At 65.0% G+C, this 14175-nt stretch carries 14 protein-coding genes; 8 read left to right on the top strand and 6 right to left on the bottom strand.

The genetic code is table 11. From position 1 onward, the window contains the following. Positions 1-2 precede the first annotated feature (2 nt). The 6 genes from AC5ZFO_RS00780 to AC5ZFO_RS00755 form a co-directional block, all read right to left on the bottom strand. Complete coding sequence (locus tag AC5ZFO_RS00780; protein WP_496121055.1) at positions 3-1253, bottom strand: ABC transporter substrate-binding protein; 1251 nt, start codon at positions 1251-1253, stop codon at positions 3-5. Positions 1254-1285: 32 nt separating this feature from the next. Continuing rightward, positions 1286-1993 (bottom strand): ABC transporter ATP-binding protein, encoded by a 708-nt coding sequence (locus AC5ZFO_RS00775; protein ID WP_282518543.1) that lies wholly within the window; start codon positions 1991-1993, stop codon positions 1286-1288. Beyond that, a complete protein-coding gene (locus AC5ZFO_RS00770; protein WP_282518542.1) occupies positions 1980-3752 on the bottom strand; it encodes a branched-chain amino acid ABC transporter ATP-binding protein/permease in 1773 nt (590 codons plus the stop codon). Before AC5ZFO_RS00770 ends, AC5ZFO_RS00775 begins: the two co-directional genes overlap by 14 nt. 2 nt (positions 3753-3754) lie before the next feature. Then, on the bottom strand, positions 3755-4690 hold the full coding sequence (locus AC5ZFO_RS00765; protein ID WP_282518541.1) for a branched-chain amino acid ABC transporter permease: 936 nt from the start codon (positions 4688-4690) through the stop codon (positions 3755-3757). 112 nt (positions 4691-4802) lie between these two features. Next, positions 4803-6197: an MmgE/PrpD family protein gene (locus AC5ZFO_RS00760; RefSeq protein ID WP_282518540.1), complete on the bottom strand. Its 1395-nt coding sequence runs from the start codon at positions 6195-6197 to the stop codon at positions 4803-4805. 30 nt (positions 6198-6227) lie between these two features. After that, a complete protein-coding gene (locus AC5ZFO_RS00755) occupies positions 6228-7121 on the bottom strand; it encodes an NAD(P)-dependent oxidoreductase (protein ID WP_282518539.1) in 894 nt (297 codons plus the stop codon). Between the two features lie 214 nt (positions 7122-7335). Here AC5ZFO_RS00755 and AC5ZFO_RS00750 point away from each other — a divergent pair, with 214 nt between their 5' ends. The 8 genes from AC5ZFO_RS00750 (at position 7336) to AC5ZFO_RS00715 (ending at position 14168) form a co-directional block, all read left to right on the top strand. Continuing rightward, complete coding sequence (locus AC5ZFO_RS00750; RefSeq protein WP_282518538.1) at positions 7336-8727, top strand: MmgE/PrpD family protein; 1392 nt, start codon at positions 7336-7338, stop codon at positions 8725-8727. Between the two features lie 28 nt (positions 8728-8755). Then, positions 8756-9142: a carboxymuconolactone decarboxylase family protein gene (locus AC5ZFO_RS00745; RefSeq protein WP_027575101.1), complete on the top strand. Its 387-nt coding sequence runs from the start codon at positions 8756-8758 to the stop codon at positions 9140-9142. A gap of 21 nt (positions 9143-9163) precedes the next feature. Continuing rightward, positions 9164-9997: an N-acyl homoserine lactonase family protein gene (locus AC5ZFO_RS00740; RefSeq protein WP_282518537.1), complete on the top strand. Its 834-nt coding sequence runs from the start codon at positions 9164-9166 to the stop codon at positions 9995-9997. 70 nt (positions 9998-10067) lie between these two features. Next, positions 10068-10796, top strand: a complete 729-nt coding sequence (locus AC5ZFO_RS00735) for a GntR family transcriptional regulator (RefSeq protein ID WP_282518536.1) — start codon at positions 10068-10070, stop codon at positions 10794-10796. A gap of 52 nt (positions 10797-10848) precedes the next feature. After that, complete coding sequence (locus tag AC5ZFO_RS00730; RefSeq protein ID WP_496121049.1) at positions 10849-11808, top strand: ABC transporter substrate-binding protein; 960 nt, start codon at positions 10849-10851, stop codon at positions 11806-11808. A gap of 2 nt (positions 11809-11810) precedes the next feature. Then, positions 11811-12566: an ABC transporter permease gene (locus tag AC5ZFO_RS00725; RefSeq protein WP_282518534.1), complete on the top strand. Its 756-nt coding sequence runs from the start codon at positions 11811-11813 to the stop codon at positions 12564-12566. Further along, on the top strand, positions 12545-13351 hold the full coding sequence (locus AC5ZFO_RS00720; RefSeq protein WP_282518533.1) for an ABC transporter ATP-binding protein: 807 nt from the start codon (positions 12545-12547) through the stop codon (positions 13349-13351). The genes AC5ZFO_RS00725 and AC5ZFO_RS00720 overlap by 22 nt, the downstream gene beginning before the upstream one ends. Before the next feature lie 7 nt (positions 13352-13358). Beyond that, positions 13359-14168 (top strand): ABC transporter permease, encoded by an 810-nt coding sequence (locus AC5ZFO_RS00715; protein ID WP_282518532.1) that lies wholly within the window; start codon positions 13359-13361, stop codon positions 14166-14168. The last annotated feature ends 7 nt before the right edge of the window (positions 14169-14175 follow it).

Raw genomic sequence — 14175 nt, 5'->3', positions numbered from 1 at the left:
GCTTAGGATTTCTTCGGCCAGAACGGCTGCGCCTGCGCGAGTTCGGGCGGATAGACAGTGACAGGCACGCCCGATTGCCATTGCACGATGACGACGCCGGCGCCGACGCGGCGGCCCTTCTCGTCGAATTTGAGCTGACCGCCCGGATAGTATTTCGACGGACCGGCATCCATGGTGCGGAAGGCCTGCGCGACCGAATTACGGTCGGCCTTGCCGGCCTTCTCCAGCGCTTCCTTCATCAGCCACATGTCGCCATAGGTCGAGATGACGTTCTGCGTCATCCAGGGCTCCTTGTACTTGGCCTTGAGTTCGGCGATCAGCGCCTCATGACCCTTCGAGCCCCAGTTGGCGACGATGGTCATGATGCCCTGCACGGTCTCCGGGCTCACGCTCTGGAGCATGTCGGGCTCGGCGATGGTGATGCTGAAGGACACCGTCGGGATCTTGCCCTGGCCGAGGCCGAACTCGCTGATCTTCTCCAGCCCGAGCTTGGCGTCCGACACTGCATTCGGCATGAACAGGAGCAAATCGGGCTTGGCCGAGCGGACCTTCTGGATCAGCGGCGTGGCATCCGACAGCGGCGGGGTCCAGACTTCCTCGACGACGAGTTGCAGGCCTTCCTGCGCGAGCAATTTCTCCTTCAGCGCCTTCGCGGTGGCGACGGACGTCGCGGTGTTGTCCATCAGCATCGCCACGGTCTTCGGTTTCTTGCCCGACGCGTTCTCGGCGAGCTTCATCAGCGTCGGCAGGCCGAGCTCGGACTGACGGCTCGCGGTCGCGGCGGTCTGGAAGATGTATTTGAAGCCGCGGTCGGTCAGCAGGTCCGAATAGGACAGTGTCAGCACCGGCAGTTCGGCGCGCTCGGTGACCTCGGTGACGGCGAGGGTGAAGGAGGAGAGATAAGAACCGGTGGCGGCGACGAGGTCGGGTTCCTGCGCCACCATGCGCTGCGCCGCGTTCTTGGCCTTCTCGGTGGTGTCGCCGCAGTCAATCACCACCAGCTTCAGCTTGGCGCCACCGAGCGCCTTGATGCCTCCTTGCGCGTTGATGTGCTCGATGCCCATCTCGGCGCCCATTTTCATCACCTGGCCGGGGCGGGTGTAGATGCCCGACAGCGGGACGATCAGTCCGACCTTGATCTCGCTAGGTGCCTGCGCACGTGCCACGCCGGCGAGGCCGACGGCGGCGGCGCCCGACAGCACGGTCCGGCGCGTCAGTCCTTTTGATATCCCGCCCTTGGATGTCTTGTTCATTTGTTGTCTCCCTGCTCTTTGTTCTTTGTTCGTCACATGCCGAGATAGGCTTTGCGCACGCGATCATCGGCGCGCAGCGTATCGTTGTTGCCTTCGAGCACGACGTGTCCGGCTTCGAGGACGTAGCCGTGGTCGGCGGACTCCAGGGCTTCCGCCACGCGCTGCTCGACCAGCAGCATGGTCAGCCCGGACTGACGCCGGATATCGATCAGCCGTTCGAAGATGAAGTCCGCGGTCGATGGCGCGAGCCCCATCGAGGGCTCGTCCAGCATCAGCAGCTTCGGCGAGGAGGCCAGGCCGCGGCCGATCGCGAGCATCTGCTGCTGGCCGCCGGACATTGTACCCGCGAATTGGTTGCGGCGTTCCTTCAGCACCGGCAGCCATTCGAAGATGCGCTCGATGTTGGCCTGCCAGTCGCGCCGGCCGCTTTCGGTCATCGCGCCCATTTCGAGGTTCTCCATCACCGTCAGCGACGGGAAGACCTGGCGGCCCTCGGGGACATGGGCGATGCCGAGATGGGCGCGCTGCGGAGGCGGCACCGCGAGGAGATCGATGCCGTCGAACGTAATTTCCCCGCCGCTCGGCTTCACGATGCCGGAGATCGTCTTGAATAGCGTCGTCTTGCCGGCGCCGTTGGGCCCGACGATCGCAACGAACTGGCCCGCGCCGACGTTGATCGACACATCGTTCAGGACGGGCTTGGCCGAATAGCCCGCGCTCAACCCCTCAATTCGCAGCATGGCCCACCCACTTCTTGCCGAGATAGGCCTCGATCACGCGGTTGTCGCGCGTCACCACTTCGGGCAGGCCCTCGGTGATGACGGCGCCGTGGTCGAGCACGAGGAATCTGTCGACCAAGCGGACCATCGCCTGCATGGTGTGCTCGATGATGGCGATGGTCATGCCGTCGCGTGCGAGCTGCTGGATCACGGCGACGACCTCGTCCGCCTCGCCGTGGCCAAGGCCCGCGAGCGTCTCGTCGAGCAGCAGGATGCGGGGCTGGCCGGCGATTGCGCGGGCGAGCTCCATCAGCCGCAGCTCCTTGGTCGAGAGTTCGCCGGCGACGCGGTTGGCTACCGCAGAGAGCCCGACGCGGGCGACCGCGTCGGCGGCAAGCTTGCGTGCCTCCGCGTCGGAGCGCGCGCGCACATAGGCGCCCACCACGACGTTGTCGAGGATCGACATGCGCAGGAATGGCCGCATCACCTGGAAGGTGCGGCCGATGCCGGCCTCGCAGATCACGTGCGGCCGTTGGCCGGACATGTTGCGGCCGTCGATCAGCACCTCGCCCTGGCTCGGCTTCAGGAAGCCGTTGAGGAGGTTGAACAGCGTGGTCTTGCCGGCGCCGTTGGGACCGATAATGCCGAGGATCTCGTTCTTTTGCAGCTTGAAGCTGACATCCTGAACGGCTTTGAGTCCGCCAAAGGAACGCGAGAGGTTGCGAACCTCGAGCACCACTTCGCCGGTGGCCGCACGCTGCCGCGCGGCGGGCTTCAGCGCCGTGACGTTGGCGACGGCCGTTTCCGGAGTGACGCTAGCCGTGGCCTTGGATGCATTTCGCTTGCGCAGGAGATCGCGCAGCTTCCAGAACAGGCCTTCCGGCGCGAGCAAGATGACACAGACGATCGCCAGGCCGAAGATGACGCCCTGAATGCCGGGGATGCGCGCACCGGCCTCTGCGTGCAGGATCTCGGCGAGTGGGATCAGGATCACGGAGCCGATGACCGGCCCCCACACCGTGCCGACGCCGCCGAACATCGCGACCGTGAGCGCCTGTGCCGACACCAGCATGCCGAATACCGATTGCGGGGTCACGACCAGCAGCACCTGTACATAGAATCCGCCGATGGCGGCGGCGATCGCGCCGCTCAGCGTGATCGCGCGCAGCTTCCAGGCCAGCGTGTTGATTCCGGCCGCTTCTGCCGCAGCCTCGTTCTGCTTGATCGCGAGCAGTGCCATGCCGAAGCGCGATCGCTCGATCACCTGCGTCAGCACGATGGTGGCAAGCATAATGGCGAGCCCCAGCAGCGTGTAGATGTGGGGATCGGAGAACTGCATATAGGCGATCGGCGCGTCGCGCTTGATCGGAAGCGTCACCTCCTGGAAGCCGAGCCACTCGAACACGTAGAGAATGGCGAGCGGGTAGGCGAGCATCGCGAGCGCAAAGTAGTGGCCCTGGAGGCGGAAGGTTGGAAATCCGATCAGTAGCCCGGCGATGCCGCCGAGCATGGCGGCGACCGGGATCAGCAGCCAGGGGGAGATATCGAAATAGATCTGCCCGAGCGCGGTCGCATAGGCGCCGATCCCAAAGAAGGCGGCGTGGCCGAACGAGATCAGCCCGGTGTAGCCGCTCAGCAGATTCCAGGACAGGCCGAACACCGCCCACACCGGCACCAGCGTCAGGATGAGCTGGTAATAGGAGTTGGTGACGCCGAGTGAGATCCCGGCGTAAGCGAGCGTGAAGAGCAGGGGGGGCAGCAGTGAACGCATCCGGAGCATGGTCACGTCCTCTCGACCATGCGCCCGAAGAAACCTTGCGGACGGAAGAAGATGATGAGGAGGAACACGGCGAAGATCGCGGCGTTCTGCAATTGCGTCGGCAGGATCAGCGTGGACATCTGCTGCACGAGGCCGATCGTCATGCCGCCCCAGAAGGCGCCGATGATGCTGCCCATGCCGCCGAGCACGACGCCGGCATACATGACGATGACGTATTCGAGGCCGACGAAGGGATGGAACGGATAGTTGGTCGCGAGCAGGCCGCCGGCGATCGCGGTGATGCCGCAGCCGAGCGCGAAGGCGATGCGGTGCGCGCGGTCGACGTCGATGCCCATATAGGTCGCAGCGGTCGGATTGTCGGCGGCGGCGCGGAGCGACTTGCCGATCCGGGTTCGCGTGATCAGCAGCGAAAGCAGAATCATGATCGCGAGCGAAACGATCGCGTCGATGCTGCGCGCCTTGTTGAGGAAGATGCTGATGTCGAAGAAGGGAACGAGCTCCCAGGCCGAGCTCGACAGCGGCGTGCGGATCGAGGCCAGCACCGATCCGAAAACGATGAGGCCGCCGTTCTGCAGGATCAGCGCGATGCCGAGCGTCAGGATGAGCTGGGCGTAATGGCCCTCGCCTTCCAGTGAGGCGGTGCGCGTGCCCGAGACGCGCGAGATCAGGGCGAGATGGACGAAATAGCCGAATACGGCGAGCACAGGCCCGGCCAGCAGGATCGCGACGAAGGGACCGACCGTATTGCCGAACAGCGCCTGGATGCCGGCGGCGGTGAAGAGATAGAAGGCGGCATACATGCCGAGCATCATGAAATCGCCATGGGCGAAGTTGATGACGCGCATGACGCCGAAGATCAGGCCGAGCCCGACGCACATCAGGCCGTAGACGGCGCCGATCAAAAGGCCCGCAGCGAGCGCTTGAAAGAAGCCTTCCATCAGCCCTGCCTCCGCGCGGCGCGAGCGCCGGCTTGCTGGCGATTGTGTGCCGTCGGCACTGCTAGGCTGGTCTCCCGGTCGACCATGTTTCCCCCGTATTGTCTGGCATTTCTTATGATGCCGATCGTAAAACTCGTTCCGGCGCATCCAGACGACACTGCGCGGCGATGTCGCCGGCATTGCCGAGCTGCTCGCAGCCGTCGATGAGGTGCTCGAGCCGGTGCGCGCGGTCCTCGCTGAGGGCGCGAATGGCGGCGGCGCGGAAGCGCGCGCGAATATCTGAAGGCGTTGCGGCGATGACGTCCGGCAAAGCGTGCCGGATCGTCCGGCCGCCGCGCAGATGCACGATCACCTCCGCGCCCTGCTTGCCGGGGAAGGCGGCGGTGAAGCCAGGATCTGCCTTGAGGTCGGTGACCGCGACCAGGCGGATGATGTCGGTATCATCGAGTTCGGAATAGTTCTCTTCCTCGATCTCGCCCCGCGCCAGCGTGGCAGCGACGCTGAAGGGAATGCTCATCTTGGCCTGGAGCGCATTGCGATAGGGGCCCATGGAGTCGCAGCCGGGATAGCGAACGGCGGCATCGGGTGCGCGAATGACGACGCGGTCGATCTCCTCAGTGCTGGCGAGCTCGTGCGAGACGCGGAGCGCTGCTTGGGCCGCGGTCTGCGCGAAATTGCAGGCCGGGACCGGCTTGTTGTAGACGGCCATGATCTCGCTCTCGCCATCCGGGAACAGAGCGATGCTGTCGGGCGCGGCCTGGCGTCGATAGGCGGCGAACAGGCCGGCTTCGCCCTCCAATATGGTTTCCGAGCCGAACGCGCCGGCTGCCGCAAGGCCGATCGCCTTGATCGCATTGCTGGCGGCAAAACCGGGATGAAAATACATGTCGGAGCCGCCGGCATGCGGCCACTCGTTCAGCCCGCTGGATGTATTGGCCGCGATCGCGATGGCGCTGGTTGCCTGGTCCTCGGACAGGCCGAGCGCAAAGCTTCCCGCGAGCGCCGCGCCCGGCGGCGCCACGAGGCCAGTTGGGCGATAGAGGCGCGCGAGGTCGGAGGTCAGGAGCGCGCGGCCGATCCGCGCGCCGGTCTCATAGCCGATGATGGCTGCTGAGAGCAGCCTGGCTCCGTGCAGCGGCGTCTGCTCCGACAGCGCGAGCAGCGTCGGCCAGATCACGACGCCGTGGTGCGCGATGCTGGCCGCATGCATGTCCTCGCGGACGAGGCCGTGCCCCATCACAGCATTCGCAAAGGCGGCGTCGGCCGCTGATGAGGTTTGTGCGGTCCCGATGATCGTTGTGTTGCCGCCGGCCTGCGCGATCGCAACCGCCTGACGGCTCCAGGGATGCTGGCCGGCCTCGAAGGCGCAGGACAAAAAGTCGAGCAGACAGAGTTTTGCTTTCGCGATGACTTCAGGTCCGAAATCTCCAAGATCAAGCGCAAGCACGCTGCGCGCCATCTGGCGCGCAAGCGAGACCTTGCCTGATCCGGTCGGGCCGATCGTCATCGCAATCGCTCTCCCTGAAGGCTTGCGTGATCAGCCGCGCATCTCGACGCCGGCCCACTCCTCGAGCACTTTGGCGATCGAGGTGAAGTCGGACGAGGCGCCATATTTGGCATTGGTGATCGCGAGCATCTGCCGCACCACCGCGCCGCAGACCATCGGCACGCCCATCGCCTCGGCCTCGTCGACGCAGAGACGGACGTCCTTGTAGGAGAGGCCGGTGGCGAAGCCGAAATCGAACGTGCCGGGCAGCACCGCGCGGGGGAATTTGTCTTCGGAGGCGCTGTTGCGGCCGCTGCTGGCGTTGATGATGTCGATCAGCACTTTTGCGTTGACGCCGCCCTTGACGCCCATCGCGACGGCTTCGGACGTGATGACGAGCGCTGCCGCCGCCATCAGATTGTTGGCGAGCTTGGCCGTCTGTGCCACGCCGGGCTTGTCGCCGGTGTAGAACAGCTTGCCGAAATTCTTCAGGATCGGCTGCACGATCTCGTAGGTCGCCTGCGGGCAGGACACCATCACGGCCAGCGTGCCGTTGACGGCGCCCTTGATGCCGCCGCTCACGGGCGCATCGACCAGCGTCATGCCCTTGGCCTTCAGGCCTTCCGCAACGATCTTCGCGGCGCCGGGACCCGAGGTCGAGAGATCGATGACGATCTTCGCGCGGCTACCGCTGCTGATGCCATCCTGTCCGAGCGTGACGGCCTTGACGATGTCGGGTGTCGGCAGGCTGACGAGCAGGATATCGGCGCGCGAGGCGACGTCGGCCGGCGATTTGCCGAGCTGTGCGCCGCGCTTGACCAGCGGCTGCGTTGCTTCAGTCTGCGTGTCATAGATCACGAGCGAATAGCCCGCGTCGATCAATCGCCCGGCCATGGGGCCGCCCATGCGGCCCGTGCCGATTACGCCGAGAATCTCTCCCGCCATCGTCTACTCCCTGTCGCGCGATCCCGTGACGGGCGCGCCTTCTTGATCTCTTTCTTCGACCGGTGTTGCCGGCCGCCGTCGTTGTGGCTGCGGGATCCCGCGCCAACGGGCCGGATTGTTATGATTGTCAGACAAGCTGTCAAGCATAACATTTGGGGTCGACAGTTTGCCGCGGATCGTCATAAGGTCCGGGAAAACGAGGAAGACGCCCCGCGTGCCGCAAGACCAGGTTCAACAAGACCCAATTCCAGGTGTGAGCAGGACTCTCGCTGACTTTGTCGCATCCTCGTCATGGGCGGACGTGGAGGCGCAGAGCCTCGAGGCGCGGCGATCGATCCTCAATTTCTTTGCGACCGCGCTCGGCTCCGCACGCGATCCGGTGGTTACGGCCGCAATGCGCACGCTGTCGCCGTTCAGCGGCGCCGCGACATCGACGATCATCGGCTATTCGCAGTCCATGGACGCGCTGTGCGCGTCGTTTCTCAATGCCGTCTCGGCGAATCTGCTCGACTTCGACGACACGCACCCTGAAACGATCATCCATCCGGCCGCGCCGGTCGCCGCGCCGATCTTGGCGCTGGCGGAGACGCGCAAGCTGACGGGGCGCGAGGTGCTGACCGCGTTCATCCTTGGCGTGGATGTGGAGTGCCGCATCGGCAATGCAGTCTCGCCGCGTCATTATGCCCGCGGCTGGCACATCACTTCGACCTGCGGCATTTTTGGCGCTGCGGCGGCGTGTGCGAAGCTGTTGGGGCTGCCCGCGGAAGGGATTGCGAACGCGATCGGACTTGCGGCGAGCCAGTCGGCCGGCAATGTCGAGAATCTGCCAAGCGCGGCCAAGAACGTGAGCGTGGGCAATGCGGCACGTAACGGGTTGTTCGCCGCGCTGCTCGCGCAGCAGGGCTATGAGGCCGCGCCCCGCGCCATCGAAGGTCCGCTCGGCTGGGCGCGCACCATGGGGGATGAGCCGGATCTCGCCCGCATGCTCGCCGGCCTCGGCAAGACCTGGGAGATCGCGAAGAACACCTACAAGCCCTATCCCGCCGGCATCGTGTTCCATTCGGTCATCGACGCCTGCCTGCTGTTGCGCGAGCGAATTGGCCGGCGCGTCGACCAGATCGAGTCGGTGACAGTGCAGGGCTCGGCACTGCTGCTCGCGCGCGGTGATCGCCCCGTGAACAACGAGCGCGATGCGCGCGTCAGCATCCATCATTGCGTAGTTTGCGGACTGCTGCTCGGCGCGGCCGGCGTTGTCGAGTTCGCGCAGGAGACCGTGGTCCGGCCCGAGATCGCGCGGCTGCGGCAGAAGGTGAGGGCGGAGCTTGATGCTCAGATGCCCGATGGCGCTGCGCGCGTCATCTTGCGCCTGTCGTCTGGTGAAATTCTCACAGAGACCGTGACTTGGCCGCGCGGCAGCCAGGCTGCGCCGCTTTCAGACCGCGAGATCGAAGAGAAGCTGCGTGAAGGCGTGAGGACCGGTCGAAGCGACTGGGATGCGGACCGCGTCATCGATGCGGTCTGGCGGCTCGATGCGGCGGACGACGTCGCCACGCTGCTGCAATCACTGCGACCACCATTGGCGTCGCTCCAGACAAGTTCCAACTAGAATCTCTCAAGACCGAAAAGGGACGATCATGAGCAAGACCGAACTGTTCGAAAAGGGCCTCAAAGTTCGTAAAGAGGTGCTCGGCGAGGACTACGTCAACAAGTCGATCGCGGGGGCCGACGAGTTCACGCGCACCATGGCCGAGTGGTCGACCGAGTTCTGCTGGGGTGCGCTGTGGACGCGGCCGGGCGTCGACCGCCGCACGCGCTCGATCGTCAATCTGGCGATGCTGGGCGCGCTGAACCGTCCGCACGAACTGAAGCTGCACGTCAAGGGTGCCCTGAAGAACGGGCTGACCAAGGAGGAGATCAAGGAGATCCTGCTCCAGGTCGCGGTCTATTGCGGCGTGCCCGCCGGCATCGACGCCTTCCGTAACGCGCGCGAGGCCTTCAACGAGGTCGACGCGGGGTCCTGAGACCGCTTGATGGAAGCTCTTATGGCTGACCCGGAATACGAGCTCTTCGCCATCCGCTATGCAACGCGGGATGCGCAGCGGAGCGAGCACTTCATCGGCGGCGACCCGCATGACGGGCCGATGCCGATGGACTATTTCATGTGGCTGGCGAGGGGAGGCGACCGCACCTTCGTCATCGACACCGGGTTCAACGCCGAAATCGCAAGGCAGCGCAGGCGAACATTCCTGCGCTGCCCGGTGGAGACGCTTGCCGCGTTCGATGTCGACGTGGCCGACGTCAAGGATGTGATCCTCACGCATCTGCACTATGATCACGCCGGCAATTTCGACCGGTTTCCGAATGCGCGGTTTCATCTCCAGGAACGCGAGCTCGCCTACGCCACCGGGCGCTACATGCAGTATCCGAGGCTGTCGCATTCCTTCGAGGTCGAGGACGTCTGCGGGATCGTGCGGCTGAACTATGCGCGCCGGGTGCTGTTCTACGACGGCGACGCCGAGATCGCGCCCGGACTGACGGTCCACGCAGCCGGCGGGCATTCAGCCGGTCTTCAGTTCGTCCGCATCAACACGCGCCGCGGCCCGGTCGTGCTCGCCTCCGACGTCAGTCATTTCTACGAGAACATGGCGAGCGAGCGTCCTTTCACGACAGCATTTCATGTCGGTGACATGCTGGTGGGCTTCGACAAGCTGCGAGCCGCCGCACCGGATGCTGACCACATCGTTCCCGGCCATGATCCGCTCGTCATGAAGCTCTATCCGGCGCCAGGCCCGGATCTGAAGGGCGTGGCGGTTCGCCTCGACGTGGCGCCGTCCAGGGCCGCGCATCCCCGGGAGGTTGGGCAGGGCACAGCGTAAACCTAGGCTAGAAAAAATCGATTTTCGATTTTTTGTTGACCCGCGGCCGCCGCCTTGCAATCATCCGAGCATGGGTCCGCTTCAGTTCCAGTTGTCCGGAAGCCCCGGGGATGGTCCGCGCAGCCTGACGTCGGCGCTGCACGAACGTCTGCGCGCCGACATCCTGGCGACGCGGCTGGCTCCGGGCCAGAAGCTGCATATCGCGGGGCTCGCCAAGCAGTTTTCCGTGAGCCTCGCCGCCGTGCGCGAGGCGCTGTCGCGACTTGTCGCTGACGGGCTCGTGCAGGCGTCGGACCAGCGCGGCTTTCGCGTGAGCCCGGTGTCGCTCGCCGATCTCGCCGACGTGACGCAGACCCGGATCGACATCGAGGGGCTTGCGCTCCGTCGCTCGATCGAGCGGGGCGATGAGGCCTGGCTCGCATCGGTGAAATCCGCCTGGGCGGATTTGAAGGCCGTTCCCCATCGCTATCCCGACGATCCGACCGTGCACTACGAGGAGTGGGTGGTCCGTCACCGCATCTTCCATCGTGCGCTGGTCAACGCGTGCGGCTCGCCATGGCTGCTCGGCTTCCGCGACGTGCTGCACGAGCAGAGCGAGCGATATCGCCGCCTCTCGATCCGCCGGGAGGCCGGAGGCAAGCCGCGCAACGTCGAAGCCGAACACAAGGCGATCGTCGCCGCCGTGATCAGGCGCGATGCGGATGCGGCAGTTCGCGCCTTGTCAAAGCACTTCGGCACCACCAAAGAATTCGTCGAGCTCGCCGCTTCCCGCATTGCGGAGGTGAGCCGTACGACCTGACGATCCGGAAAAATCCGGCACACAAAAAACAGAGACCGGGAGGAAGCTAATAATGAAGATCAATCGCGCGCTGATGTCGCTGATCGCCGCCACAATTCTGGCGGGCCCTGCGAGCGCCGCCGACACCATCCGCGTCGGCCTGCCCACGAAAACCTATTGGCCGACGACGATCGCCGAGACGGCAGTGCGGCAGAAACTGTTCGAGAAGGAAGGCATCCAGGCCGAGTTGACGATCTACCGCAGCGGCGCCGAGACGTTCGAAGGCATGGCCGCGGGCGCGGCCGACATCATTCTCGATCCGCCGTCGCTGGTCTCCGCCGGACGCAAGAAGGGCGTGATGTCACGGATCGTCGCCAATGCCGCGATGGGCAATTTCGGCTGGCAATTGATGGTCCCGACCAAGTCGACACTCGACCTCAAGGACCTCAACGGCAAGAAGGTGGCGATCACCGCGGCCGACTCCGGCTCCGACTTGCTCGCGCTGTGGACCATCCAGGACAAGAAGATCGATTTTACGCGCGTTCCCGTCGGCGGCGGTGGCTTGGTGCCGAACCTGCTGGCCGGCAATGTCGAGGCGGCCGTGGTCTATTCGCCGCTGAGTTTCCAGATCTCGAAGTCCGGCGAGGCCAAGACCATCCTCGATTACGCGACTGCGGTTCCGCCGAACCTCACTGCGGGCTGGATCGTGCTCGACAAATTCGCCGAGGCCAAGCCCCAGATGGTGCAGAAGGCGGTGAACGCCCTCTACGGCGCGGTCGCGTTCATGCGCGCCAACCGCGACGTCACCGTCAAGCTGATCGCCGAGCTCTATGAAATGCCGCCGGAGATCGCGGGCCTGGAATACGACAACACCATCATGAAGCTCGAGACCAGCGGCGACATGGGCGCGGCCAACGTCAATGCGGCCGTGCAGCTGTCGCTCGATCTCGCCAAGCTCGGTGGGCTCAAGGACATCGTGCCGGTCGAGGACGTCATCTCGGCCAAGTTCAAGCCCGTCCCGACCAAGCCGTAACGATGCAAAGCACGTTCGTCATCAACCTTGCGCGGATCGCGATCATCATCGCGGTCCTCGCGCTGTGGGAGGTGCTGTCGCGCACCGGCATCGTCAATCCGCGACTGCTGCCGTCGGCCTCCGATACCTTTGTGACGCTCGGCGATCTCCTGCAGCGCGCGGCGGTGCAGAAAGATCTGATGGTGACCGCGACCGAGGTGCTGGCCGCGTTCGCGCTGGCCGTGCCGTTCGGTGCGGTGATCGGTTTCCTGGTCGCGGAGAACCGCTACTTCGCGGACGTCGCCAAGCCGCTTTTGTTCTTCGCCTTCAGCATCCCGAAGTCGATCTTCCTGCCGATGTTCATCCTGGTGTTCGGCGTCGGCTTTGCCCAGAAGGTGGGCTTCGGCTTCTTCTCGACGATCTTCATCGTGATCATGTCGACTACGACGGCGGTGGAATCGGTCAAGGTCGAGCATCTCACAGTGGCGCGCTCTTATGGCGCAACGCCATGGCAGACGGCGTTCCGGGTTTATCTGCCGAGCATGCTGCCGGTGTTGCTCGAGGCGTTGCGGATCTCCATGATCTTCAACCTCACCGGCGTGATTTTGGCCGAGATGTACGCCTCGCGCGACGGCATCGGCCACCAGATCGCGACCTGGGGCGAGAATTTCCAGATGAAGCAGCTCCTCGCCGGCGTCGTGATGGTCGCCGCGATCGCCATGACCTTCAACGAGCTTGTCAGATGGGTGGAAACGCGATGCAGCCATTGGCGAATGTGACCCCGTTGAAGCCCGCCGCGCGGGCCGGCGCGATCGAGGTGAAGAACGTCGGCCAGGTCTTCAAGACGAGGTCGCAGGACGTCGTCGCGCTGGAGGACGTCTCGCTCGAGGTCAAGCCCGGCCGCTTCGTCGTGCTGGTCGGCCCGAGCGGCTGCGGCAAGTCGACCCTTTTGATGATGATGGCGGGTCTGCGCCAGCAAACGTCCGGCACGATCACCATCAGCGGCGCGCCGATCCCGCAGCCCGACCCCGACAGGGTCGGCGTGGTGTTCCAGGAGGCGAGCTTGTTTCCGTGGCTGACGGCCGAGGACAATGTCGAGTTTCCGCTGGCGCTGCGCGGCGTGCCCAGGGCCGAGCGCCGCGCCAAGGCGCAGGACGCGCTCAAGCTGGTCGGCCTCGACGGCTTCGGCGGACGCCATCCGCACGAACTCTCCGGCGGCATGAAGCAGCGCGTCTCGATCGCGCGCGGGCTGGTGCAGGACCCGCCGGTGCTGTTGATGGACGAGCCGTTCGCAGCGCTCGACGAGCAGACGCGCATGACCATGGGTGACGAGCTGCTGCGGATCTGGGCTGCGACCGGCAAGACGGTCGTTTTCGTCACGCACAGCCTCACCGAAGCCGTCTATCTCGCTGACGAGGTGATCGTGATGTCGGCGCGGCCCGGACGCATCGTCGATCATCTCCAGGTCCAGCTGCCGCGGCCCCGCACCTACGAGATGCTGAGCGGGGACGCCTTTGGTGCGTTGCGCGACCGCATCTGGCGGCACATCCGCAAATCGGCGTGAGGCGGGCATGAGCGCCAGAATAAGTGCGAAAACGCTGCGATATCTGATCGTGATCGGCCTGATTGCGCTGTGGGAGCTGCTGCCGCGCACCGGTCTCATTCCCGAGCTGTTCCTGCCGTCCTTGTCGTCGACGCTGATCGCCGGATGGACCGATGCCGCGGAATACGGGCATGCGCTCGCGGTGACGCTCTACGAGGTCGTGGTCTCCATGGCATTCGCCTGCGGTGGCGGCATTCTGCTCGGCGCCATTGTCGGCAGCCTGCCACGTCCGCGCGTCCTGATCATGCCGATGGTGTCGAGCCTGTATGCGGTGCCGCTCGTGATCCTCTATCCTGTCTTCACGGTGTGGCTCGGCATCGGCTCGGAGTCCAAGATCGCGTTCGCCTCGATCTATGGCTTCCTGCCGACGATGCTCGCCACCGCCGCCGGCATCCAGACCATCGACCCGCAGCTCCTGCTCGCCGCGCGCAGCATGGGCGCGACGCTCAGCCAGCGGCTGGTTCGCGTCATCATCCCGGCGGCGATCCCGACGGTGCTGTCGGGCTTGCGCGTCGGCGGCGCGCTGGTCATCGTCGGCGTCGTGGTCTCGGAGATGCTGATCTCATCGGCCGGCATCGGCTATCTGATCTCGCGCTATCGGACGATCCTCGACAGCCCGCACGTGTTCGCGGGCGTGCTGCTGGTGCTGTTCCTTGCCATCGCCTTCAACGCCGCGATCCGCTGGATCGAGCGCAAGGCGGCGATCTGGCAGACCGGCACGCGGGCCGGTCAAGCCAATGATGAGATCACGTCGGGCGCGATGCAGCCGGCGACCTGAGGTACTG

It is taken from the genome of Bradyrhizobium sp. Unk1 (genome assembly GCF_059512345.1).
The sequence above is the reverse complement of the archived record's forward strand: the minus strand, read 5'-3'. Positions and strand labels throughout refer to the sequence as shown.